The organism is Paenirhizobium cremeum (assembly GCF_022884085.1).
Taxonomy (GTDB): domain Bacteria; phylum Pseudomonadota; class Alphaproteobacteria; order Rhizobiales; family Rhizobiaceae; genus Allorhizobium; species Allorhizobium cremeum.
This window is the reverse complement of the sequence record NZ_JAGGCS010000001.1, coordinates 418,115-440,931: the sequence shown is the minus strand read 5'-3', so window position 1 is coordinate 440,931 and position 22,817 is coordinate 418,115. Positions and strand designations below refer to the sequence as shown.

21 protein-coding genes are annotated in these 22,817 nt (G+C 61.5%); 11 read left to right on the top strand and 10 right to left on the bottom strand.

Annotated elements, in window-relative coordinates; genetic code table 11:
* Positions 1 to 110: 110 nt before the first annotated feature.
* From J5N58_RS02135 to J5N58_RS02115, 5 genes are all read right to left on the bottom strand, one after another.
* Entirely contained in the window at positions 111 to 1,169 is a 1,059-nt protein-coding gene (locus J5N58_RS02135) for an ABC transporter ATP-binding protein (RefSeq protein WP_113339090.1), read from the bottom strand.
* 10 nt (positions 1,170 to 1,179) lie between these two features.
* Positions 1,180 to 1,962: an ABC transporter permease gene (locus J5N58_RS02130; RefSeq protein ID WP_112827978.1), complete on the bottom strand. Its 783-nt coding sequence runs from the start codon at positions 1,960 to 1,962 to the stop codon at positions 1,180 to 1,182.
* Positions 1,959 to 2,849, bottom strand: coding sequence for an ABC transporter permease (locus J5N58_RS02125; protein ID WP_113466331.1), 891 nt, complete (start codon positions 2,847 to 2,849; stop codon positions 1,959 to 1,961). Before J5N58_RS02125 ends, J5N58_RS02130 begins: the two co-directional genes overlap by 4 nt.
* A gap of 117 nt (positions 2,850 to 2,966) precedes the next feature.
* Complete coding sequence (locus tag J5N58_RS02120) at positions 2,967 to 4,073, bottom strand: ABC transporter substrate-binding protein (protein ID WP_113339088.1); 1,107 nt, start codon at positions 4,071 to 4,073, stop codon at positions 2,967 to 2,969.
* Between the two features lie 146 nt (positions 4,074 to 4,219).
* Positions 4,220 to 5,092 (bottom strand): MurR/RpiR family transcriptional regulator, encoded by an 873-nt coding sequence (locus J5N58_RS02115; RefSeq protein ID WP_113339087.1) that lies wholly within the window; start codon positions 5,090 to 5,092, stop codon positions 4,220 to 4,222.
* A 181-nt stretch (positions 5,093 to 5,273) separates the two neighbouring features.
* Here J5N58_RS02115 and J5N58_RS02110 point away from each other — a divergent pair, with 181 nt between their 5' ends.
* From J5N58_RS02110 to J5N58_RS02085, 6 genes are all read left to right on the top strand, one after another.
* Positions 5,274 to 6,047, top strand: a complete 774-nt coding sequence (locus tag J5N58_RS02110) for an N-formylglutamate amidohydrolase (protein WP_244709434.1) — start codon at positions 5,274 to 5,276, stop codon at positions 6,045 to 6,047.
* Between the two features lie 111 nt (positions 6,048 to 6,158).
* Complete coding sequence (locus tag J5N58_RS02105) at positions 6,159 to 7,712, top strand: amino acid permease (protein WP_112827983.1); 1,554 nt, start codon at positions 6,159 to 6,161, stop codon at positions 7,710 to 7,712.
* Between the two features lie 135 nt (positions 7,713 to 7,847).
* On the top strand, positions 7,848 to 9,212 hold the full coding sequence (locus J5N58_RS02100; protein WP_112827984.1) for a glutamine synthetase family protein: 1,365 nt from the start codon (positions 7,848 to 7,850) through the stop codon (positions 9,210 to 9,212).
* 282 nt (positions 9,213 to 9,494) lie between these two features.
* The gene (locus tag J5N58_RS02095) at positions 9,495 to 10,880 is read left to right on the top strand and encodes an aldehyde dehydrogenase family protein (RefSeq protein WP_244709432.1); all 1,386 of its coding nucleotides are present in this window, start codon (positions 9,495 to 9,497) and stop codon (positions 10,878 to 10,880) included.
* Entirely contained in the window at positions 10,877 to 12,022 is a 1,146-nt protein-coding gene (locus J5N58_RS02090; protein WP_113339084.1) for an iron-containing alcohol dehydrogenase, read from the top strand. Before J5N58_RS02095 ends, J5N58_RS02090 begins: the two co-directional genes overlap by 4 nt.
* 370 nt (positions 12,023 to 12,392) lie before the next feature.
* Complete coding sequence (locus tag J5N58_RS02085; protein WP_112827987.1) at positions 12,393 to 13,112, top strand: ParA family protein; 720 nt, start codon at positions 12,393 to 12,395, stop codon at positions 13,110 to 13,112.
* A gap of 108 nt (positions 13,113 to 13,220) precedes the next feature.
* Here the strand turns inward: J5N58_RS02085 and J5N58_RS02080 are convergent, their stop codons facing one another.
* Complete coding sequence (locus J5N58_RS02080; protein ID WP_162708182.1) at positions 13,221 to 14,555, bottom strand: L,D-transpeptidase family protein; 1,335 nt, start codon at positions 14,553 to 14,555, stop codon at positions 13,221 to 13,223.
* A gap of 255 nt (positions 14,556 to 14,810) precedes the next feature.
* Here J5N58_RS02080 and J5N58_RS02075 point away from each other — a divergent pair, with 255 nt between their 5' ends.
* The 4 genes from J5N58_RS02075 (at position 14,811) to J5N58_RS02060 (ending at position 16,866) form a co-directional block, all read left to right on the top strand.
* A complete protein-coding gene (locus J5N58_RS02075) occupies positions 14,811 to 15,215 on the top strand; it encodes a MarR family winged helix-turn-helix transcriptional regulator (protein WP_244709430.1) in 405 nt (134 codons plus the stop codon).
* Positions 15,212 to 16,042: an aldose 1-epimerase family protein gene (locus J5N58_RS02070; RefSeq protein ID WP_113443532.1), complete on the top strand. Its 831-nt coding sequence runs from the start codon at positions 15,212 to 15,214 to the stop codon at positions 16,040 to 16,042. The genes J5N58_RS02075 and J5N58_RS02070 overlap by 4 nt, the downstream gene beginning before the upstream one ends.
* Before the next feature lie 83 nt (positions 16,043 to 16,125).
* Positions 16,126 to 16,464, top strand: coding sequence for a protein tyrosine phosphatase family protein (locus J5N58_RS02065; RefSeq protein ID WP_113437533.1), 339 nt, complete (start codon positions 16,126 to 16,128; stop codon positions 16,462 to 16,464).
* Positions 16,465 to 16,524: 60 nt separating this feature from the next.
* Positions 16,525 to 16,866, top strand: coding sequence for a RidA family protein (locus tag J5N58_RS02060; protein ID WP_112827992.1), 342 nt, complete (start codon positions 16,525 to 16,527; stop codon positions 16,864 to 16,866).
* Between the two features lie 67 nt (positions 16,867 to 16,933).
* Here J5N58_RS02060 and J5N58_RS02055 read toward each other — a convergent pair whose 3' ends face one another.
* The gene (locus J5N58_RS02055; RefSeq protein WP_113443531.1) at positions 16,934 to 17,758 is read right to left on the bottom strand and encodes an SDR family oxidoreductase; all 825 of its coding nucleotides are present in this window, start codon (positions 17,756 to 17,758) and stop codon (positions 16,934 to 16,936) included.
* Positions 17,759 to 17,861: 103 nt separating this feature from the next.
* Here J5N58_RS02055 and J5N58_RS02050 point away from each other — a divergent pair, with 103 nt between their 5' ends.
* Positions 17,862 to 18,761 carry a LysR family transcriptional regulator gene (locus J5N58_RS02050; protein WP_244709428.1) on the top strand — a complete coding sequence of 300 codons (900 nt, stop codon included), beginning with the start codon at positions 17,862 to 17,864 and terminating at the stop codon, positions 18,759 to 18,761.
* Between the two features lie 3 nt (positions 18,762 to 18,764).
* Here the strand turns inward: J5N58_RS02050 and J5N58_RS02045 are convergent, their stop codons facing one another.
* From J5N58_RS02045 to J5N58_RS02035, 3 genes are read right to left on the bottom strand one after another with little or no spacing between them, the layout of a single operon-like run.
* Positions 18,765 to 20,417, bottom strand: a complete 1,653-nt coding sequence (locus J5N58_RS02045; protein WP_244709426.1) for a thiamine pyrophosphate-binding protein — start codon at positions 20,415 to 20,417, stop codon at positions 18,765 to 18,767.
* Positions 20,414 to 21,616 (bottom strand): succinate--glutarate CoA-transferase, encoded by a 1,203-nt coding sequence (gene caiB, locus J5N58_RS02040; protein WP_244709408.1) that lies wholly within the window; start codon positions 21,614 to 21,616, stop codon positions 20,414 to 20,416. The genes J5N58_RS02045 and caiB overlap by 4 nt, the downstream gene beginning before the upstream one ends.
* Positions 21,617 to 21,627: 11 nt before the next feature.
* Entirely contained in the window at positions 21,628 to 22,584 is a 957-nt protein-coding gene (locus J5N58_RS02035) for a DMT family transporter (protein WP_112827996.1), read from the bottom strand.
* Positions 22,585 to 22,817 lie beyond the last annotated feature (233 nt).

The window sequence follows — 22,817 nt, the reverse complement described above, 5'->3', positions numbered from 1 at the left end:
GCACCCGCTTCTCATCCTGGCCCTTTCCGTACCCCTTTGACGGTCAAGACAAGTAGACGGAATTTTCAGGTCCGGTTCAAGCCGTTATTGCAGTGCAGCAGCTACAGCCTTCAGTCCTGCAGGACCAGCAGGTCGCCGGAATCGATCCTCAGCGCCACCGTATCGCCGACAACCGGCGGGCTGACGCCCGGATCGTTGAACATGTCGAAGGAGATGGTGTTGCCGCCGACGTTCAGGCGGGTGCGGATGACCGAGCCGAGGAAGTGGCTCGACACGACCTGTCCGTGGAGGGTGGTATCGCTTTTGCGGCTGTCCGCCAGCGATCCGGCTTCCGGACGCATGGCGAGTTGCACCTTGCCGCCGGCGGCCGCCGAAACGGTGTCCCTGAGCTTCACTTCGGTGTCGCCGATGCGAACGCTGCCGGCCGCGGGATCGAGCACCGTCGCCTCGATGAGGTTGAGCGTGCCGACGAAGGAGGCGACGAAACGGGTAGCAGGCTTGTTGTAGATCTCGAAGGGCGTGCCGATCTGGTCGGCCCGCCCGGCATTCATGACCACCACGCGGTCAGAGATAGAGAGAGCCTCTTCCTGGTCGTGGGTGACGAAGATGGTGGTGATGCCGAGCTTCTGCTGGATCTGGCGGATTTCCTCGCGCAGCGAAACGCGGATCTTGGCATCGAGCGCCGACAGCGGCTCGTCCAGCAACAGGACCTGCGGCTTCGGCGCCAGCGCGCGGGCAAGCGCCACGCGCTGCTGCTGGCCACCGGACATCTGGTAGGGATAGCGGTCTCCGAGATGGCCGAGATGGATGAGATCGAGCATCTCCTTCACTCGCTTTTCGATTTCCGCCTTCGGAATACCGGCGATCTTCAGGCCGAAGGCGACGTTCTCGAATACGTTCATGTTGGGAAAAAGCGCATAGGCCTGGAACACCATGCCGATATTGCGCTGGTTGGGTTTCAGGCTCGACTGATCGCGGCCGTTGATGACGATCGTGCCGCCGGTCGGCGTTTCGAAGCCCGCGACCATGCGCAGGATTGTCGTCTTGCCGCAGCCCGATGGGCCGAGGAAGGAGATGAATTCGCCCTTCTCGATCGCCATGTTGAAGTCGTGAACGACTTGCACCGGCCCGAAGGATTTCTGGATATTGGTCAGGGTCAGAAACGACATGGCGGTGTTCTCAGGCTGGACGTTGCGTTGTTTTCTGGAAACGGGAGACGAGCTGGATCAGGCCGAGGCATCCCCAGGTGATGCCGAAGGCGATCACGGCAAGCGCCGCCGGCTCGTAGGCGCGGTTTGCGCCGAGCAGCTGCATATAGGGGCCGAAGGCCGGACGGTTGAGCAGGGCGGCCATGGTGAATTCGCCGATGACGATTGCGAATGTGAGGAAAGCGCCCGACAGAACCGAAATCAGCACGTTCGGCAAAATGATGCGGAACAGGATGCGCGCCCAGCTCGCGCCGAGGCTCTGGGCAGCTTCCGTCAGCGTGCGAACGTCGATGGACTGCAGACCTGTATCGACGGCACGGTACATGTAGGGCAGCGACAGGGTCGCGTAGCCGAACATCAGAAGAATATTCGTTCCCATGAGCGAGCCGGTCAGCGGCAGCCAGCTCGACGTATTGTAGAGCCGGATATAGCCGAAGACGATGACGATGGCCGGAATCACCAGCGGCAATAGCGTGATGAACTCGATGAAGGGGCGCATGCCCGGCATGCGCAGGCGCACCCAATAGGCCGTCGGCACGACAAGCAGGACGCCGAAGACAATAGTGACCAGCGCCATCGTCACAGAATAGGTGAAGGTTTCCTGGAAGCGCGGATCGCCCAAAACCTTGGCGTAGGCGTCGAACGAATATTCGCCGCGGCGCATCTTCAGCGAAAAATTCGTCATGCCGATCAGCGGCAGGGCGAAGTAGAGGAGGCCGAACAGCAAGGCCCCCCAGGCCCAGATCTTCTTCATTTCAGCCACCTTTCGCTGCGGGCGCGCAGCCAGATGTAGAGGGCGTTGGCGATGCCGGTGACAAAGATCATGCCGAAAGCGAGAGCATAGCCCAGATTGGGGTTGCCGAGAACGTCGCCGCGGATCTGGGCGAAGAGCAGGATTGGCACGATGTTGAGGGACGATCCCGTCAGCGCGATTGCGGTTGCCACGGCGCCGAAGGCGTTGGCGAAGAGCAGCGCCATGGTGCCGAGCAGCGAGGGCAGCAGGATCGGGAAGGCGACCATGAGCCAGTATTGCCCGTTCGTTGCGCCGAGGATCGAGGCCGCCTCCTTCCATTCCCGCTTCAATCCGTCGATCGCGGGCGTGATGATGAGGATCATCAGCGGGATCTGGAAGAACAGGTAGGTGATGGTCAGACCCCAGAAGGACAGAATGTTGAAGCCGAGCGAGCGCAGGTCAATACCGATCTGCGTGCGCAGGAAGACGGTGACGATGCCGACCGGGCCGAGCGTCGCCAGGAAGGCGAAGGCAAGCGGAACGCCGGCGAAGTTCGAGGCCACGCCGGAGAAGGTGAGGAGCGGTGCGCGGATGCCGGACGGCAGGCCGCCGAGGACGACGGCCGTGGCCATTGCAAAGCCGATCAGGCAACCGAGGAAAGCCGAGGCAAAGCTTATCTTGATGGAAATCCAGTAGGCCGACAAAATCGACGGCGTAAAAAGGTCTGCGACGTTCTGAAGGGTGAAGCTGCCGTCCGGTGTCTGGAAGGCGCCGATGACGATCTTCATCGTCGGCAGGAGCAGGAACAGCGTCGCGAATATCAGAAAAGGTGCAACGCCCAGCCATTGTAGCGGGAGCCGATCGGCGATGCCGGCTTGCTTGCCGACGACCGGACTTTCGTTTGCCATCGATTTGTCCCCTGCCGCCCGTCATGCGCGGCTTTAGTTTTAATGCTTTCAAGTCGTTTCATAAAAGGCAAAATCCGCCCCGGCCTCAAGACCGGGGCGGGTATTTCAATGGCAAAATTACTGCACGTTGGCGCCGACGACGCTGTCCCAGCCAGCGGTGACGGCAGCCTTGTTGGCATCGACTTCCTCAAGCGTCGGGAAGTAGGCCTTTTCATAGGATGCAGCCGGCGGCAGCTTGTCGAGCAGAGCCTGCGGGATCTTGCCAGCCTTCGACATGGCGTTGAAGCGGGCCGGGTGGCAGTAGCCGGCGAGCCATGCGGTCTGGCCTTCGTCGGAGTACAGGTATTCCATCCAGAGCTTGGCGGCGTTCGGATGCGGAGCGTAGGCCGAGATGCCCTGAACGTAGACGCCGGCGAGAACGCCGCTTTCCGGGACGACGACGTCGACCGGCGGGTTGCCGGCGAGCGTGTCCTTCCAGGACAGGGCGTTGTAGTCCCAGGCGACGACGATCGGGGTCGAACCCTGGGCGAGCGTGCCAGACTTGCCGATGACGGGCACGAAGTTGCCGGCCTTGTTCAGTTCGGCGAAGTACTTCAGACCGGCTTCGCCAGCTTCCTTGCCGGCCTTTGCTCCGGAAGCGAGACCAGCGGCGAGAACGCCGAGAATGGCCTGGTTGGAGGCGCGCGGGTCACCGGCGAGGGCGAACTGGCCGGCATAGTCGGCCTTCAGCAGGTCAGCCCAGTCCTTCGGGGTTTCCTTGACGATGTCCTTGTTCACGATGAAGGACATGACGCCATAGTAGTCGCCGTACCAGTAGCCTTCGGCGTCCTTGATGTTGTCCGGGATTTCGTCCCAGGTGGAGACCTTGTAAGGCTGCAGCAGGCCTTCGGCCTTTGCCTGCGGACCGAAGGCGAGACCGACGTCGATGACGTCAGGAGCCTGCGGACCCTTATTGTCCTTGTTGGCCTTGATGGCTTCAAGTTCGTCAGCGGAGCCGGCATCCGGGTTCAGTTCATTGACCGAGATTTCCGGATACTTCTTCTTGAAACCCTCGATCACGGAGCCATAGCCGCACCAGTCGTGGGGCAGGGCGATCGTGGTGAGCATGCCTTCCTTCTTGGCAGCCTCGATCAGCTCGGCGCTCGGTTCGGCGTAAGCGACGGCGGAGGACGCGACGACAATGGCGGTCGTCAGCGACAGCATGCGGCGGAAATTCGTAATCACTGAAGTTCTCCTTGGTTGGTTATACAGCGATGCGGGACAGATATTCGGCTTGCATGATAAGAATGTGACATTTTCGGTGGAGCCGTTAGCCGGCTCCCGGCTTTCTCGTTCCGTTTGGTCTCCTCCCTTGCATTTTAGGTGTCGTACTAGCGGGGTTTGCGGAACAGGCGGGCCTGTTCGAACAGTCCTTCCAGCGTATTGATGCGCTCACGGGTTTCCGCCCATGACGAACTCTGCACAGCCTCGATCAGGGCTTCCACGACAAACAATGTGACAACGGACGAATCCCAGGCGGAGGGCGCTTCCACCGCCACCTTGAAACAGTGTCGGGCGTATTTGGAGACCGGTGAACTCCAGACATCGGTGAACAGGATGATCTCGACGCCGCTCGTTTTGGCGACCTGCGCCAGCGTCGCCATGTCTGCCTCGTAGCGGCGGATATCGAAGATCACCAGCACGTCGCCGGGATTCATGTTGAGCACGTGCTGCGGCCAGGCGCTGGTGTTCGACGACATCAGCGTTGTCTTCGGCCGGATGACCTGCATATGGGTGAAGAAGTACTCGGCAAGCGCACCGGTGATGCGTCCTCCGACGAAATAAAGGCTTCGGCGCTGGTCGGAGAGGAGGCGGGCAGCTTCATCGAAGGACGCCGTGTCCAGTTCGCCGAGGCTTTGGCGCATGTTGTTCATCACCGCTTCCGCAAAGCGGTTGAGGATATGGGTTCCCGGTGCGTTGGAGGCCCAGCGGTCGTGTTTTGCGATCGGGTTCGATAGTGTGGCTTCGAGTTCCTGATGCAGGTGGGACTGGAATTCGGCATAACCCCTGTAGCCCAGCTTCTGCACCATGCGGGCGACGGTGGGCGTCGAAACGCCGGCATTGTCGGCGACTGTGGTGATGCTGCCGAGGCCGGAGACGGGATAATTGTCCAGCAGGCTTTCGGCCAATTGCCGTTCTGCGCGCGTCAGATCCTCGAAACGCGCCTGTATGACGTCCGCAACTCTCTTCGAAGCGTTCGGCAATGATCGTCCTTTTCCCCTCGGGCCGATCTTCTGCCGGCCTCGCCCAAAATTTATCCCCTGCACGACCCCGCGTGTCAATGCAGGGGATGAAGAGAAATTTTCAGAGGCGGATTGACAGTCTCGCAATCGTGAAGAATTCTCTTCTCAACGATGAGGACCATGAAGGTCCGGGGGAACTCGCATGCTCTTGAGGTCGGATATCCTTACGGCAGCAGAAGGCGAAGCCGTCGGCGTCGACAATCCGCAAGGAGCGGGGGTCGCACTTCTCGTCTGCGAGCATGCTTCGCAAAGGCTGCCGGCGAGCGTCGGCGATCTCGGACTGGATGAGCAGGCGCTTTCCAGCCACATTGCGTGGGACCCCGGCGCTTTGGCGGTGGCGCGAGCCCTTTCCGCACATCTCGATGCAACGCTCGTCCACCAACGCTTCTCCCGGCTCGTTTACGATTGCAATCGTCCTCCGGAAGCTCCGGCCGCCATGCCGGAGGTGAGCGAGATCTACGAAATTCCCGGCAACCGGGATCTGTCTCCGGCGGAGCGTTACGCCCGCACAGCCGCTCTCTACGTGCCGTTTCACGACCGGATCGCGGCGATCATTGCCGACCGGACGGCAGGGGGGCGGCAGACGGTTCTGGTGACGGTGCACAGTTTCACGCCGGTCTATCTCGGCAAGCCGCGCGCGGTCGAGATCGGCATTCTCCACGATACGGACCGCCGGCTGGCCGATGCCATGCTGGCGGCGGCGGAAGGCGGTCCCTTCCGCGTCGAAAGGAACTCGCCGTACGGTCCCGAGGACGGCGTTACCCATACTCTGAGGCTGCACGGGCTTCCGCACGGGCACCTCAACGTGATGATCGAGGTTCGAAACGACCTGATCGCAGATACAGTCGGCCAAGGGGTTATGGCCGACTATCTGGCTGGACTGATCCGCGCGGCGATCAGCACATGCCAGCAATAAGAAATGACCCCGGGGAGCAGGTGATCTGCAAACCAGCCATCGAAACGGTCGATGGCGAGACCAACGGAATTGTCCGCAATCCCGCGGATGATCGGTTAATTGGGGGACGTCATGTCTGATTATACCGAGCAGGATAAAAAACACGACATACACATATTGCACTCCATGGGCTACGCCCAGGAACTCGAGCGTCGCATGAGTTCGTTCTCGAACTTTGCGATCTCCTTTTCGATCATCTGCATCCTGTCGGGCGGCATCAACTCGCTCGGACAGGCGACCTCGGGAGCGGGCGGGGCCGCCATCGGCCTCGGCTGGCCGCTGGGGTGCCTGATTTCGGGTCTGTTCGCCCTGGGGCTTGCCCAGATCGGCTCGGCCTATCCCACGGCGGGAGGGCTCTATCACTGGGGCTCGATCCTCGGTAACCGGTTCACCGGCTGGCTGGCTGCCTGGCTCAACCTGCTCGGCCTCGTCACGGTTCTCGGCGCCATCAATGTCGGCACCTTCTACTTCTTCTTCGGCGCTTTCGGCTCCTATATCGGCCTGGAGGACACGCTGACGCACCGCGTCGTCTTCGTGGCGCTGATTACCGGCCTGCAGGCGCTCATCAACCATTTCGGCATCGGTCTGACCGCGAAGCTCACCGACTTTTCGGGCTATCTGATCTTCGCCACCGCGATCCTCCTGACGGTCGTGTGCCTGATTTCCGCGCCGAGCTATGAAATCGGCCGGCTCTTCACCTTCTCCAACTACACCGGAACGGAAGGCGCCTCGCTGGTCTGGCCGACCGCGGTTTCCGGCACCATGGCGTTCCTGCTCGGGCTGCTGCTGCCGATCTACACCATCACCGGCTATGACGCCTCGGCCCATACGTCCGAGGAGACTGTCAAGGCCGCTCATTCCGTGCCCAAGGGCATGGTCAGCTCGGTCATCTGGTCGGCCTTGTTCGGCTATATCATGCTGTGCTCGTTCGTTCTGATGATCCCGAACATGGACGATGCCGCCAAGCAGGGCTGGAACGTGTTCTTCTGGGCAATGGATGCGCAGGTCAATCCGACGATGAAGGAGATACTGTACTTCCTCATCTTCGTGTCACAGTTCCTGTGCGGCCTCGCGACGGTGACCTCGCTGTCCCGCATGATCTTCGCGTTTTCGCGTGACAAGGGTCTGCCCGGTTCCGCGGCGCTTTCGAAGGTGAGCCCGAAATACCGCACACCGGTTGCCGCCATCTGGACCGGCTCAATTCTCGCGGTGCTGTTCGTCTGGTTCACCTCGGCGATCACCATTGCCGGAACGCCGGCCTATTCGATCGTGGTGTCGTGCACGGTCATCTTCCTCTTCCTTTCCTTCGCTTTGCCGATCGCGCTCGGTTTCGTGGCAATCGGCACGCCGAAGTGGTCGAAGATGGGGCCGTGGAGCATGGGTATCGGCGGCTACCGACTGGTCTCCGTGCTTGTCATCGTATCGATGGCGGTGATCTTCTACATCGGCATCCAGCCGCCGAACGACTGGGCGTTGCCGATCACCGTGGGCTTCCTCGTGCTGACGGCGATCGTGTGGCTGGCTTTCGAAAACAAGCGTTTCAAGGGCCCGCCGATCGGCGAGGAAGTCGCTCGCCGGCAGGCACAGATTGCCGCTGCGGAAAAGGCCGTCGGCGAAGTTGCCTGAGCCAACGTGCCGCAGTTGAGATACGGCCCGGAGCAGTCAATCTGTTCCGGGCCGCAGAATGAGACCAGAATCGGATTCGGCGTAGAGATCGCCGATGTGAGACGTATCTTCACCTTGTAGGCGGTCAACATGAGCATGAATTATACATTCGACGATTTGAAAAAAGATGTCGCCGACGGTCGCATCGACACGGTGCTGGCGTGCCAGGTCGACATGCAGGGCCGCCTGATGGGCAAGCGCTTCCAGGCGGAGTATTTCATCGAGAGCGCCTATAAGGAAACCCACAGCTGCAACTATCTGCTTGCGACCGACATGGAGATGGAGACCGTCCCCGGCTACAAATCCACGAGTTGGGAAAAGGGCTATGGCGACTACACCATGAAGCCCGATCTCTCGACGCTCCGGCGCGTTCCGTGGCTCGAAGGTACGGCGCTCGTGCTGTGCGACGTGCTTGACCATCACACCCATGACGAAGTGCCCCATTCTCCCCGCGCCATCCTGAAGAAGCAGGTCGCCCGCCTGGAGGCCATGGGCATGAAGGCCTATATGGCGAGCGAACTCGAATTCTTCCTGTTCGACCAGACCTATGACGATGCGCGGATGTCCGGTTATCGCGACCTGCAGCTCGCCTCGGGTTACAACGAGGATTACCATATCTTCCAGACGACCAAGGAAGAAGACGTGATGCGGGCGATCCGCAAGGGCCTGCAGGGCGCGGGCATTCCCGTCGAGAATTCCAAGGGCGAGGCATCTGCCGGGCAGGAGGAGATCAACGTCCGCTACGCCGACGCGCTGACCATGGCCGACCGTCATGCGATCATCAAGAATGCCTGCAAGGAAATCGCCTGGTCGCGCGGCAAGGCGATCACCTTCCTCGCCAAGTGGCATTACAATGCCGCGGGCTCCTCATCCCACATCCATCAATCGCTGTGGACGTCCGACGGCAAGACCCCGCTGTTCTTCGACGAAAACGGCGAACACGGCATGTCGTCCACAATGAAGCACTACATGGCCGGTCTTCTCGCCCATGCGAGCGAGATCACCTATTTCCTCGCGCCCTACATCAATTCCTACAAACGCTTCATGGCCGGCACTTTCGCGCCGACCAAGGCGATCTGGTCCAAGGACAACCGCACGGCCGGCTACCGGCTCTGCGGCGAGGACACCAAGGCGATCCGCGTCGAATGCCGCGTCGGCGGCTCGGATCTCAATCCCTATCTCGCCATGGCAGCCCTGCTTGCGGCTGGCATCGACGGGATCGAAAAGAGGATGGAATTGGAGCCGGCCTTCACCGGCGATGCCTACGGCGCGCAGGGCGTTCGCGAGATCCCGCGGACGCTGAGGGCCGCGACCGCAGCGCTTTCCGGCTCGGCTATGCTGCGGGCCGCCTTTGGTGACGCCGTGGTCGATCACTATGTCCGCGCTGCTGAATGGGAACAGGAAGAATACGACCGCAAGGTAACCGACTGGGAGGTGGCCAGAGGGTTCGAGAGGGCCTGACGTTCGTTTTTCCTCCGGCGGAGCGTCTTTGTCGGATGTCTTCGACAGGTAGCAGGCATATTCCTTTCGGAAGATTTCTGTGCCGGCCAAACCGCAATAGAATACGAACATGTCCCTGTGGAATCGATGAGGAACAGGGGGCAGGGCAGTCCCGGGCACTCGATCCCGTACCGCGGTCCGGCGGTCGGGATCGATCAGCGTTGAGCGGCTGCGCCATCTTGGCCAATGGCGCGGCGGGCAAGGTCGGGCTACTGGCCTCAAGGGCTTTCAAGGAGCAATGGAATGACAATGATTCAATGCATTTCGCCGGTCGATTGCTCGGTGTTCGCCGAGCGCGAGGCCATGTCGCTGGAGGCGGCAAAGGCTGCCGTGGAACGGGCGCGCAAGGCCCAGAAGGCCTGGGCGCGCCGCCCGCTGGAAGAGCGGGTGCAACTCGTCCTCAAGGGCGTTGCCCGGCTGAACGAGATGTCGGACGAAGTCGTGCCGGAACTGGCCTGGATGATGGGGCGTCCGGTGCGTTACGGCGGCGAATACAAGGGGTTCAACGAACGATCGAACTATGTCGCCTCCATTGCGGCCGATGCGCTTGCTCCGCTCGTGATCGAGGAAAGCAGCACCTTCGAGCGTCGCATCGAGCGCGAACCGCACGGCGTGGTTTTCGTGATCGCGCCGTGGAACTATCCGTACATGACGGCGATCAACACCGTCGCCCCGGCGCTGATGGCCGGCAACACTGTCGTCATCAAGCACGCCACGCAGACGCTCCTCGTCGGCGAACGACTGGTCAGGGCTTTCGTCGAGGCCGGCGTTCCGGATGACGTCTTCGTCAACCTGTTCCTCGACCATGCGACGACTTCGGCGCTGATCGCGACCGGCAGCTTCAACTTCATCAACTTCACCGGTTCCGTCGAAGGCGGACGCTCCATCGAGCGCGCTGCTGCCTCCACCTTCGCGGGCCTCGGCCTCGAGCTCGGAGGCAAGGATCCGGGCTATGTGATGGAGGACGCCGACCTTGACGCCGCTGTCGACACGCTGATGGACGGCGCGACCTACAATTCCGGTCAGTGCTGCTGCGGCATCGAGCGCATCTACGTGCACGAGAGCCTGTACGACGCATTCGTCGAAAAGTCGGTCGCCTGGGTGTCGAACTACAAGCTCGGTAACCCGCTCGATCCGGAAACGACGCTCGGCCCGATGGCGCATCGCCGGTTTGCCGCCCATGTGCGTGAACAGATCGCCGAGGCTGTCGCCAAGGGCGCCAAGGCGCTCGTCGATCCGAAGCTCTTTCCGCAGGACGATGGCCACGCCTACCTGATGCCGCAGGTTCTGGTCGATGTGGACCATTCCATGTCGTTCATGCGGGAGGAAACCTTCGGCCCGGCTGTCGGCATCATGAAGGTCAGGAACGACGAGGAAGCGCTATCGCTGATGAACGACAGCAAGTACGGCCTCACCGCCTCGCTGTGGACGCAGGACCCCGAACGGGCGGGGTGTCTCGGGCGCGAAATCGAAACCGGCACCGTCTTCATGAACCGCGCCGATTATCTCGATCCGGCCCTGTGCTGGACGGGCGTCAAGGAAACCGGCCGCGGCGGCTCGCTCTCTGTGCTCGGCTTCCACAATCTTACCCGTCCGAAATCCTACCACCTCAAGAAAGTCACGAAATGAACATCGTCGCAAACTGGAGCTATCCCACCGCCATCAAGATGGGCCGCGGCCGGATCAAGGAACTGGCCGACGCCTGCAAGTCGCTCGGCATGAAGAAGCCGCTCCTGATTACCGACCGGGGGCTGGCCTCGATGCAGATCACGCAGGCCGCACTCGACGTGATGGCCGAGGGCGGTCTTGGCCGGGCGATCTTCGCAGACGTCGACCCGAACCCGAACGAGATTAACCTGGAGGCCGGCATCAAGGCCTTCAAGGACGGCGGCCATGACGGCGTCGTCGCCTTCGGCGGCGGTTCCGGCCTCGACCTCGCCAAGTGCGTCGCCTTCATGGTCGGCCAGACGCGGCCGGTCTGGGATTTCGAGGATATCGGCGACTGGTGGACCCGCGCCAATGTCGAGGGCATCGCGCCGATCGTCGCCGTGCCGACGACCGCCGGCACCGGGTCGGAAGTCGGCCGCGCATCGGTCATCACCAATTCGAAGACCCATGTAAAGAAGATCATCTTCCATCCGAAGTTCCTGCCGGGCGTCGTTATCTGCGACCCGGAACTGACCGTCGGCATGCCGAAGGCGATTACGGCCGGCACCGGCATGGATGCGCTCGCCCATTGCCTGGAAGCCTATTCCTCGCCCTTCTACCATCCGATGAGCCAGGGCATCGCGCTGGAGGGCATGCGTCTCGTGAAGGAATTCCTGCCGCGCGCCTTCCATGACGGTACGGATATCGAGGCACGCACCAACATGATGTCGGCGGCAGCGATGGGCGCCGTCTCGTTCCAGAAGGGTCTCGGCGCGATCCATGCAATCTCGCATCCGATCGGCGCCATCTACAACACCCATCACGGCATGACCAACGCCGTGGTCATGCCGGCCGTGCTGCGCTTCAACCGCTCCGCCATCGAAGGCAAGATCGCTGCGGCCGCCGCCTATCTCGGCATCGAAGGCGGTTTCGACGGCTTCTACAACTGGGTGCTCAAGCTGCGCGCCGAACTTGGCGTTCCGGAAACCCTTGGCGCCCTCGGCCTCGACAAGAGCCGGATCGACGAGATGTCGGCCATGGCGATCGAGGATCCGAGCGCCGGCGGCAATCCGGTCAAGATGACGCTGGAAAACACCAAGGCGCTGTACGAAGACTGCTTCTGATCGAAACGACGCGAAACCTGAACGATGGCCCGGCTTTGACCAAGCCGGGCCATCGTCGTTCGGGCCAGCGGGGAGGGAGATGCCGGCGGACCGGACGGGAACATGGCCAAGCCCGCCGATCTGAAAGCCGCTCGCGTTTGGCGGAAAAATATCGGGGCATGCCTGCCATTGCGCGGCTAAGCGCGGCTTCGGAATACCCGTTGTTTTTCATCGTGTTTTGCGCGCGTCCTCCCATTTTTGGGGAGGGTGCATGCGGGTTTATTTGCTCTTTCTTAACCATGATGGCGAATAATTTGCGGACCGCCTCGATGAACAGGAGGCGACCGCAGGAGCTGATGATTGGCTCGGTTCACAGCTTCAGGGATCAAGCATGCCAGTCATCTCGTTTGCCAATGCCAAAGGCGGTGCCGGCAAGACCACCGCAGCCCTTCTTCTCGCAACCGAGCTTGCCCACCAGGGTTATCGCGTCGCGATCCTCGATGCGGACCCGCAGCGCTGGATTACCCAGTGGCATGAGCTTTCCGGCCCCCAGCACAATATCGAGGTCATCTCGGAGGTCTCAGTCGCCTCCATTCAGGGGCATATTCGCGAACTGGCTCGCACGGCCGATTACACGATCATCGACCTTGCCGGTGCCCGGGACGCCATCGTCACGACCGCGATCGGGCTTTCCGATCACGTGATGATCCCCGTACAGGGCTGTGCTATGGATGCGCGCGGCGGAGCGCAGATCCTCGACCTCATCAAGCTGATGGAGGAGACCGGCCGGCTGAAGATTGCCCATTCCGTCGTCCTGACCCGCGTGACCTCTATGGTGACCACGCGGGCCCTGCTCACCATCAAGGGCCTGCTGGCCGCGCGGGGCGTCAATGTCATCAATACGCCGATTGCCGAGCGTAGCGCTTACCGGGAAATCTTCGACTGTGGCGGCACGCTGTATTCGATGGATGCAGCGAAGATCAGCAATCTCGACCGTGCTCGCGAAAATGCCCGCGCATTTGCCGGTGAAGTCATGCAATTGCTCCCGGTCCGCATCGTGCGCACCCAGCAGTCGCGCCGCCTGTTCAAGGTCGTTCGCAGCGCGGCCTGAAATACTTGCTCCTCCCAAGCAGCGATAACGAAAAGAGCCGCCGGATGGATGTCCCGCGGCTCTTTTTGCATGTCGATTTCTGTATTTCAGCGGACGGCTTCGCTTGGCTCAGTCGATGAACTCGACCGTCACCCCCGGCTTGGTCATCTTGGCGAGTTCCGTCGCATCCCAGTTCGAAAGGCGAATGCAGCCATGGCTCTGGGTGCGGCCGATCTTCGACGGTTCCGGCGTGCCGTGAATGCCGTAAGTGGGGCGGGAGAGCGCCATCCAGACCGTGCCGACAGGACCGTTCGGGCCGGGCGGGATCGAGAGAATCTTGTCGTTCGCTCCCTGCTGGAAATTGATCTTCGGATTGTAGGTATAGCCGGGGTCGAAGGCGATACGCTCCACCGTTACCGTGCCGGAGGGCGACGGTGTATCGGCCGAACCGATGCTGGCCGGATAGGCGGCGATCAGCGAGCCGTCGGCGGCATAGGCGAAGACCTGCTTCAGCCCCTTGTCGGCGACGATCCTTGCCACCTGACCCTGCTTCGGCTTGCCGGGGTCGACGACCTTGATGATCGTGCCCGGAATGGTGAAGTCGACACCCGGATTGAGCGCCTTCAGATAGGCCTCGTCCATGTGGAACTTCTCCGCCAGCATTTCGGTGGTGGAGGTGAAGGAGAGGGCCGGCAACTGGGCCTTCTGGCTATAATCTTCCGGGATCGAAGCGACATAAGGGCCGGCGGCATCGCCGGGCGTGATCGTATAGGAGATGATCGCCAGGCCGCCTGAAAGCCGCAGGCGCTCGAGGATGTCTTCGGCATTGTTCGGGTCGAGCGTCTCGCCGGTCATCTGCTGATAGGCCACCAGCGCCTTGTTGACGTTCTGGCCCATCTTGCCGTCGATGACGCCGGGGGAAATCCCCTCTCGGTCGAGGAAGGTCTGAAGTGCAGTGATTTCAAGCTGCGAGAGATTGCTTTTCACCGGGATATCCGGGGTCACGGTGCGCGGTGCGGCCTGCTCGGCGGGCGGCGCCATGTCGGGGCCGCCATAGGGCATGTCCTCTGCCGGCTCGTCGAGCGGCTGGCGATCGATGGTTTCAGGGCCGGGGATGGCACCCGTGACGACCTGGTCGTCGTTCCATCCGCGCGGCTGCGGCGGATAGTTTTCGTAGACGGTTTCGGGATAGCCGCGCGGAGCATTGCGCGGGAAATAGCTTTCGGCCGGAACTTCCGTGGCGATCAGGTTGCCATAGTGGTCGAACAGGACGCGGCGGCCCATGCGGTCGCGGCTGATGACGACTTCATTCTGTTCGGGCGTGTAGCCGAGGATATCGCCTTCCGGCGTGACGAGGATGGTCGAACTCGGGCGATAACCATAGGGATCGCGCGCGAAGGCGGGCGCGGTCAGGAAGGCCGGGATCATTGCCACGGACGCAAGTAACAGGCCGGCTTTCTTCATCTCGCTCACGATTCGAATTCCTTGTTTCCAACGGGAAGAACGCGACAAATTTGACACTAATGTGGAAAAGGTGAATTCATGGTGAAGAATGGCTTAAAATCCATTTTCGAGGAGAGTCGGTTTGTCGGGAGAGAGGATCGGACGACCGGCTAGTTTTTATCTCGTCGTGGGGGGACGATGCGAAATCATTTCGGTATCGAGAGTTTTTTGCCGTATCGGCTGAATCGTGCCGCCGAGCGGCTCAGCAGCCATTTCATGCGCCAATGTCATGTCGGCGGCGAGATTTCCTGGACGGAGTGGCAGGTGCTCTGGTCGCTTGGCGAAGGGCTGCACGAAACGGCAAAGGCGATTTCCGGATATGCCGGCCTGACGAAGACCAAGGTCAGCCGGGCGGTGAAGGCGCTGGAGGATCGCAAATGGCTCGGGCGCCAGCGCGATTCGGTCGACCGGCGTTTCGAGATCCTGTCGCTCACCGAGAACGGCCATGCCGCTTACCTGGAACTGAAGCGCTGCGCCGCAGACTACCAGCACTGGCTTGAAGGGGCGGTGGATTTGCCGTACCTCAGGGCGCTCGATGACGGACTGTCCGGCATCGAGGATGCAATGGCGACGGGACATCTGCGCATGCCGTCGCCGGCCGACGAGGATGACGGGCATTGATGGAATTCAGCAGCGGCAAGGGGCCGAAGCTTTCACTTGACGAGGGATCGGTGTTCGATATCGGCTCCTGCGTGGTCGACGGGGTCGATCTTGCGCCCGGCCGGGCCATTCCCGACGATGGTGATCCGCGCATCGACCATTCGCTCGAAGGGTTTCTTTTCACCTGCGGTCCGGACCATATCCGCCATCCGGAACCGGTGCCCGGTCTGGCTGGCGCCCGATTTCCCCTGCATGGCTCGTTCTCGTCGCATCCTGCTGAGATCGTTTCGTTCTCTTCTGACGGGGAGAATGCCGAGGCCCGCGCGATTGTCGATGCAAGGCTGGCCGATGGCGGCAGCGCCCGGCTCGAACGCCATTGGCGAATCGATGGGGTAACCGGCGAGGTCAGGCTTTCCGACCGTGTCACCAATACCGGCCCCAGCCCGTTTCCGGCCATGCTGATGTACCACATGAATATCGGCGCCCGGCTGTTCGACGATGGCGTCAGGCTGGAAGGGGCCATGCTGGAAAAAGGCGGCTTCCCCTGGGCATTCGGCGAGGGGGATGGTGGAGTCTTCTGCGTTCCCGCCGGCAAAGAGGATTGGGCGGAAGTCCGGCTCGGACCCATCGCGGCCATCGGCGGCAAGACGCTTCGGGTCCGCTTCCTGACCGATAGCCTGCCCTTCCTGCAGATCTGGCGCAATCAGGCCGCTCCCGCCCATGTGCTGGGGATCGAGCCGGTTTCCCACCGCTGGGAGCCGCGCGCGGAACTCGCGAAGCGTGGCGAACTCGTTGCGCTTTCCCCCGGCGACAGCCGCGAATACCTCCTGACTTTCTCCTTCGTTTGAGCCGGCTTCGGCACAACTTCGATTGACGCCTCCGGCATGGCACCTTAAGTGTTTGCCACGTTCATTCGAGGAGCAAGAAGACGATGGATATCAGGCAGATCAACGAAGAGTATTCCGTCTCCGGCCAGATCACGGTTGCCGATCTCGATCAGATCAAGGCGCTGGGTTTCAAGTCCATCGTCTGCCACCGTCCGGATGGCGAGGAGCCCGGCCAGCCGACCTTCGGCGAGATTGCCGCCCGCGCCAAGGAACTCGGCATCGAGATCAAGCATGTGCCCGTCGGCCCCATGGGCGTGACCGAGGATACCGTTCGCGGCATGATGGATGCCCTCGACGATTTCGATCGTCCGATGCTCGGCTATTGCCGTTCCGGCGCGCGTTCCACCAATGCCTATCAGAAGACGCTGCCGCTGCGCGGCTGACCTGAGGCACCGGCCCTTCCGGCCTGCCGATTTCCGTTTAAAGCAACAGGAGTATTTCCCATGACCATCAAGCGTATCGAGCCGGGCGCCCGCATGAGCGGCGCAGTCGTTCACGGCAACACTGTCTATCTCGCCGGTCAGGTGGGCGACGGCGTATCCGTGACCGAACAGTCCAAGTCGGCTCTCGCTGAAGTCGATCGTCTGCTTGCCGCCGCCGGCTCGGACAAGTCGAAGATCCTGCAGACGATCATCTACCTTTCGGACATGTCGACCTTCGGCGAAATGAACGCCGTCTGGGAAGCCTGGATCGATCCGAAGAACCCGCCGGCCCGCGCCACCAGCCAGGCCGCGCTCGCAACCCCGGACTACAAGGTCGAGTTCGTCGTCACCGCTGCTCTCTGATCCTTGAGAACTTGATTCGAAAGACCGGCGCATCCTGCTGATGCGCCGGTCTTTTTCGTTCTGCCTGTCAGGCGAATTTTTGGCGCATGAAGGCGATGTAGTCGTTCTCTTCGAGTTCCTTGCGGGCTTTCAGCCAACCGCTTTGAGCATCGCCGACGAAGTAGCGCAGCTGCGGTTTTCCATCGGTCGCCGCCTCGAATACGACCTTTGCGACGTCGGAGGAGGTCATGGTCACCGCCCCGCCGAGACGTGCGAAAGTGGCGATACTCCTTTCGAGAAAGGCGTCGTATTCGGCCGGCGTGCCGTCCCGAGCGAAGTCGGCGGCCGATCTTTGCTGGAACGAGGTTTCCGCCACTCCGCCATGGGGAATGACCAGCTTGACGCCGATGCCGAGCGCCAGCATTTCATAGGACAATGCCTCAGTGAACCCTTCGAGCGCGAACTTGCTTGCGCAGTAGGCCGAGATCATCGGCAGGGTGAAGTGTCCCGCACCGGAACTGAGATTGACGATGGTGCCGCCACGGTTTTCACGAAAATGGGGAAGGATGGCGCGGATCGTGTCCATCACGCCGAAGACATTCACGTTGAACTGCTGCTGCAGTTTTTCCCGCGGAATAGCTTCGAAGACACCGTAGAGGCCATAGCCGGCATTGTTTACGAGAATGTCGATCTTGCCGAAGCGTTCGATCCCTTCCGCAATCGCCGTCTCTATGCTGGCCCGCTCTTCAAGGTCGAGGCGCGTCACCAGCACATTTGAAAGCTCCTTGAATTCCTCGCCGGCGGATATGTCCCGCATCGTGGCGACGACGTTGAAGCCCTGAGAACTGAAGTGCTTCACGCTCGCCTTGCCGATGCCGGACGACGCTCCGGTGATGAGGACGGTCTTTGCCATGTTTCCAACTCCTTTGGCGTTTGGGGATGCACAGGAGATAGATTTCCGGATATGCTTCGATAAGCGCGACAATCATGGACAGCATGATGAGTATATTCGAACAATGAAGAGAGCAGGGCTGATCGAACTGAATGCTGTGACCATCGTCGCCGAGACCCGCAATTTCCGGGCAGCGGCCCGCGAGCTTGGCATGTCCGCCTCTGCCGTCAGTCACGCCATTTCGGCACTCGAAAATCGTCTCGGGGTAAGGTTGTTCAACCGCACGACACGCAGCGTTTCGTTGACCGAGGCAGGCGAGCGTTTTCTGGAAAAGGTTTCTCCGGCGCTGAAGGATATCGCCGGCGCGATGGAGGGAGCGACCGCGGCGGGGGGCAGTCCGCGCGGAAGGTTGAGGATCAATACGTCACCCGGCGGGATGCAGGGGCTGTTGATGCCCATTCTTGTCGAATTCCAGCGTCGTTATCCCGAAGTTCATGTCGACGTTGCGAGCGAGGGCCGTCTTGTGGATATCGTCGAGGAAGGCTTCGATATCGGTGTGCGCCTGCTTGAAAGCGTACCGCAAGACATGATCGCCATTCCACTAACGGAGCAGGAGCGTTTTTTCGTTCTCGGCGCGCCGCGCTATTTCGAGCGTTATGGAAAGCCTTCCGTGCCGAACGATCTTTCGCGATATCCCTGCCTGCGCTTGCGTTTGCCAAGCGGTGCGATCTATCGCTGGGAGTTCGAGCGTCATGGGCAGGAGATCAGGGTCGAGGTGGATGGGCCGATGACCCTGCAGGACATGGATCTCATGCTAGAGGCCGCCGTCGCCGGCGTGGGGCTGGCCTACATGACCGAGCGACAGGCCGCCGGCCCCTTGTCGGCGGGATTGCTGACAGCGGTTCTGGAAGACTGGACGTCGCCATTTCCGGGACTCTGCCTTTATTTTTCCGGGCGCAGGCATCTGCCTCCGCCCGTGCGCGCTTTTATCGACGTTGCCCGGGAAATGACACGGAAGACCTGAATATCAGGTCTTTTCGCGGATCTGGGTCAGGGTTCTCGTCGGGGTGATCGCTTCCGGATCGAGCTTGATGTCGAGGATCGCAGGCTTGCCGGAGGCGCGGGCGCGTTCGAAGGCGGCGGCGAATTGTTCGGTGTCCTCGACCGTCTCGCCATAGCCGCCATAGGCGCGGGCAAGGGCTGCGAAGTCCGGATTGGTGAGATCCGTGGCGCTGACGCGGCCGGGATATTCCCGTTCCTGATGCATGCGGATGGTGCCGTAGATGCCGTTGTTCACCAGAAGCACGATGATCGGCAGGTTGTAGCGGATGGCGGTCGCAAATTCCTGTCCGTGCATCATGAAGCAGCCGTCACCGGCAAAGCAGATGACCTCGCGCCTTGGAAAGAGCTGCTTGGCGGCAACGGCGGCGGGCAGGCCGTAACCCATCGATCCCGAGGCGGGTGCTGCCTGCGTGTTGAATGCCTGGAACCGGTGGAAACGATGCAGCCATGTGGCGTAGTTGCCGGCGCCGTTGGTGAAGATCGCGTCCTTCGGCGTGTTGGCCTCGATCCACTCCATGATCGGCCCCATGTGCAGCTTGCCCGGACCCGTCTTCGGCGGGGTGGACCATGCGATGTATCCCGCATGCATGGCGGCCGTGCGGGTTGCCCATTCCGGTTTCACTGCGGGGGAGAGCTTGCCCAGTGCCGCGACGAAGTCCTTTGGCGTTGCGCAGATCGCAAGATCGGCGCGGTAGACGCGGCCGAGTTCGGACGGATCGGGATGGACATGCACCAGCGTCTGGGACGGGTAGGGGATGCCGATGAGGGTGTAGCTCGAAGACGGCATTTCCGAGAAGCGGCCGCCGAGCAGGACGACGAGGTCGCTTTCCTTGACTTCCTTCGCAAGCGCCGGGTTGATGCCAATGCCGACATCGCCGGCATAGTTTTCATGCAGATGATCGAACAGCATCTGGCGACGGAAGGAGCATCCGACCGGCAGGGCAAAGCGTTCGGCGAAGGCGCGGATGCCGGCAACGGATTCGTCGTCCCAGCGGGTGCCGCCAAGGATCAGCATCGGGCGTTTCGCCTTCGCCAGCAGCGCGCCGAAAGCCTCGATCTGTGCCGGGCCGGGATGGGCTTCGACCGGCATGTAGGGCTTGGCTTCGGGCGCATCGACTTCGTCGACCAGCATGTCCTCCGGCAGCGTCAGCACGACCGGGCCGGGGCGGCCGGAGGTGGCGATGGCAAAGGCGCGGGTGACGAATTCCGGAATGCGGCGGGCATCGTCGATCTCGCCGACCCATTTGGCGAATTCGGTGAAGGCGCGGCGGTATTCAACCTCCTGGAAGGCCTCGCGTTCGCGGGCGTCGCGCTGGACCTGACCGATGAAGAGGATCATCGGGATCGAGTCCTGCTTCGCGACATGCAGGCCAGCGGAGGCGTTGGTCGCGCCCGGTCCGCGCGTCACCATGCAGATGCCCGGCTCGCCGGTCAGCCGGCCCCAGGTGTCGGCCATCATCGCGGCGCCGCCTTCCTGCCGGCAGACGATGGTGTCGATGCCGCTGTCATAGAGCGCGTCGAGCACCGCGAGATAGCTTTCGCCCGGCACGCAGGAAACGCGCTTCACGCCGTTCGCCTTGAGTGCATCGACGATCAGTTGGCCACCTGTCTTCTTCATTGGGCTGCCTTTCTCTCGATCTCTTCCAGTTCAGCAAGGATTTCATCCCTGTGCTCGCCAACCCTCGGGCTTGGTCGCTCGTAACGCAGCGGCGTTTCGGAAAGCACGATCGGGGTTCTGACACCCGGAATGGTGTTGCCGTCGGCATCGCTGAGGTCGATCTTCAGGCCGCGCGCCTTGACCTGCGGGTCGTCGAACATTTCGGCAATGGAGTTGATCGGACCGGCCGGCACGGCATTGCTTTCACAGGCTGTGAGCAGGTCGCGCTTTGTCCATTTCGCCGTTTCGGTCGAAACGATGCGCCGCACTTCTGCCTTGTGGGCGACGCGCGCCTTGTTGGTGGCGAAGCGCTCGTCTTCGGCGACCTGCTCGATGCCGAGGATGGCGCAGAGGCGCTTGAACTGGCCGTCATTGCCGACCGCGAGGATCAGGTGACCATCCGCTGTCGGAACGACCTCGTAAGGGCTGATGTTCGGGTGGGCGTTGCCGAGGCGCACCGGAGACTTTCCGGAGATCAGATAGTTCATGTTCTGGTTGGCGAGCACCGCAGACATGACGTCGAGCAGCGCCATGTCGACCAACTGGCCTTCGCCGGTTTTCATGGCGTGGATCAGCGCCGCCTGGATCGCGGTGACGGCATAGATGCCGGTGAATATATCGGCGATGGCGACACCGGCCTTCATCGGCTGGCCGTCCGGTTCGCCGGTGATCGACATGAAGCCGGACATGCCCTGTACGATATAATCGTAGCCGGCGAATTCGGCATAGGGGCCGTTCTGGCCGAAGCCGGTGATCGAGCAATAGACGAGTTTCGGATTGATCGCCTTGAGGCTCTCATAGTCGAGGCCGTATTTCTTCAGGCCGCCGACCTTGAAGTTCTCGATCACCACATCGGCCGTGGCGACCAGCCGCCGGACGATTTCCTGGCCCTCGGGCGAGCGGAAATCAACGCCGATCGAGCGCTTGTTGCGATTGGTCGAATGATAGTAGGCGGCTGACAGGTCTTCGCCGTTGCCGCCCTCGACAAAAGGCGGTCCCCAGGCGCGGGTGTCGTCGCCGCCTTCGGGGTTCTCGACCTTGATGACGTCCGCGCCCATGTCCGCCAGCATCTGGCCGGCCCAGGGACCGGCGAGCACACGCGCGAGCTCGATCACCCGGATGCCGGCAAGCGGCGGTTTCCTCGAAGGCGCGTCAGTCATGGTCGATCCTGTCATGGGGCAACGGGTTTGCTGTCTGATACCGGCCTGGAGGAGAAACGGCGCTCCCGCCAGACGATAAAGAGGCCGGATCCGATGATGATGGATATGCCGAGCCATTTCACTGCATCGGGGAAGTCGCCGAACACCAGCCAGCCGAGCAGGGTGGCGGAGACGATTTCCAGATACTGCATCGGAGCGAGAACCGAGGCGGGAGCGACACGGTAGGCATAGACGGCGAGGATGCCCGAAAGGGCCGCTGCGAAGCCGACTGCGGCCAGCCACGTGAAGGTCAGTCCATCGGGCACGGAAGGGGCCAGGAAATCGATATCGTTCAGCGCGCCCAAGGCGAGCAGCGCGCCACAGATCGGCAAGCCCCATACCGACATCTGGAACTGCATTGACCAGGGATCTTCGCGCTGGGAAAGGGCGCGGGTCATCAGCGCGAAAATGGCGACGCAGAAGGCGGTTACGATCGGCAGCAGGGCTATGAAACCGACCTCCTCGAAACTCGGGCGGATGACGATTATCGCCCCCAGAAAGCCGATGGCACAGGCGGTATAGCGCCGCCAGCCGACGGCTTCCTTCAGAAATATGCTGGCCAGCACCGTGAGGATGATCGGCTCGACGAAGAAGATGGCGACGGCATCGGCCACCTGCATGACAGCAAGCGTCGCGACGAAGCAGATCATCGACACGGTGATGATGGCAGCGCGAATGGCATGGTAGCCGCTCAGCCGCCATGAAAAGTCGCGCCAGAGGCCCTTGCTGATGACGATGGGAAGCATGAACACCCCCTGAAACAGGAAGCGGCCGGCTGTAATCATCGTCGGCGAGGCATCGGCGGTTGCAAGCTTGGAAAAAATGTCGATGCAGGGGGCTACCAGCATGGCGAGGATCATCAGCCCGAGGCCCTGCATGATCCTGTTTTGGGGAGCGGTATCTGCCAATGTAGCGGACGACGACATCATGGTCTTTCTATAGCCGGGAGTGTTCCGGCAAACACTTGAATTTCTCTCATGGGGTTATTCCCTTTCGACATCGCCGGGCGTCGGTTTGCCGCAGGATTGGTGTGAAGGCGCCTTTTCTGTGACGCTGTCGGGAAGGGATGATCGTCTCGAAACAGCTTTATGACGACCATCGAAGGACGGGCCGGAACGAAGTGGATGATACCGGATCGGGAGCGATCGCGGGTGGCTGCCCA

What these genes read in the sequence shown, in the direction of transcription:
- J5N58_RS02085 (WP_112827987.1), top strand. Translation starts at nt 12,393, where the DNA reads ATGCCAGTCATCTCGTTTGCCAATGCCAAAGGCGGTGCCGGCAAGACC.
- J5N58_RS02100 (WP_112827984.1), top strand. Translation starts at nt 7,848, where the DNA reads ATGAATTATACATTCGACGATTTGAAAAAAGATGTCGCCGACGGTCGC.
- J5N58_RS02075 (WP_244709430.1), top strand. Translation starts at nt 14,811, where the DNA reads ATGCGCCAATGTCATGTCGGCGGCGAGATTTCCTGGACGGAGTGGCAG.
- J5N58_RS02095 (WP_244709432.1), top strand. Translation starts at nt 9,495, where the DNA reads ATGACAATGATTCAATGCATTTCGCCGGTCGATTGCTCGGTGTTCGCC.
- J5N58_RS02105 (WP_112827983.1), top strand. Translation starts at nt 6,159, where the DNA reads ATGTCTGATTATACCGAGCAGGATAAAAAACACGACATACACATATTG.
- J5N58_RS02125 (WP_113466331.1), bottom strand. Translation starts at nt 2,849, where the DNA reads ATGGCAAACGAAAGTCCGGTCGTCGGCAAGCAAGCCGGCATCGCCGAT.
- J5N58_RS02045 (WP_244709426.1), bottom strand. Translation starts at nt 20,417, where the DNA reads ATGAAGAAGACAGGTGGCCAACTGATCGTCGATGCACTCAAGGCGAAC.
- J5N58_RS02050 (WP_244709428.1), top strand. Translation starts at nt 17,862, where the DNA reads ATGAAGAGAGCAGGGCTGATCGAACTGAATGCTGTGACCATCGTCGCC.
- J5N58_RS02135 (WP_113339090.1), bottom strand. Translation starts at nt 1,169, where the DNA reads ATGTCGTTTCTGACCCTGACCAATATCCAGAAATCCTTCGGGCCGGTG.
- J5N58_RS02090 (WP_113339084.1), top strand. Translation starts at nt 10,877, where the DNA reads ATGAACATCGTCGCAAACTGGAGCTATCCCACCGCCATCAAGATGGGC.
- J5N58_RS02060 (WP_112827992.1), top strand. Translation starts at nt 16,525, where the DNA reads ATGACCATCAAGCGTATCGAGCCGGGCGCCCGCATGAGCGGCGCAGTC.
- J5N58_RS02055 (WP_113443531.1), bottom strand. Translation starts at nt 17,758, where the DNA reads ATGGCAAAGACCGTCCTCATCACCGGAGCGTCGTCCGGCATCGGCAAG.
- J5N58_RS02035 (WP_112827996.1), bottom strand. Translation starts at nt 22,584, where the DNA reads ATGATGTCGTCGTCCGCTACATTGGCAGATACCGCTCCCCAAAACAGG.
- caiB (WP_244709408.1), bottom strand. Translation starts at nt 21,616, where the DNA reads ATGACTGACGCGCCTTCGAGGAAACCGCCGCTTGCCGGCATCCGGGTG.
- J5N58_RS02130 (WP_112827978.1), bottom strand. Translation starts at nt 1,962, where the DNA reads ATGAAGAAGATCTGGGCCTGGGGGGCCTTGCTGTTCGGCCTCCTCTAC.
- J5N58_RS02080 (WP_162708182.1), bottom strand. Translation starts at nt 14,555, where the DNA reads ATGAAGAAAGCCGGCCTGTTACTTGCGTCCGTGGCAATGATCCCGGCC.
- J5N58_RS02110 (WP_244709434.1), top strand. Translation starts at nt 5,274, where the DNA reads ATGCTCTTGAGGTCGGATATCCTTACGGCAGCAGAAGGCGAAGCCGTC.
- J5N58_RS02065 (WP_113437533.1), top strand. Translation starts at nt 16,126, where the DNA reads ATGGATATCAGGCAGATCAACGAAGAGTATTCCGTCTCCGGCCAGATC.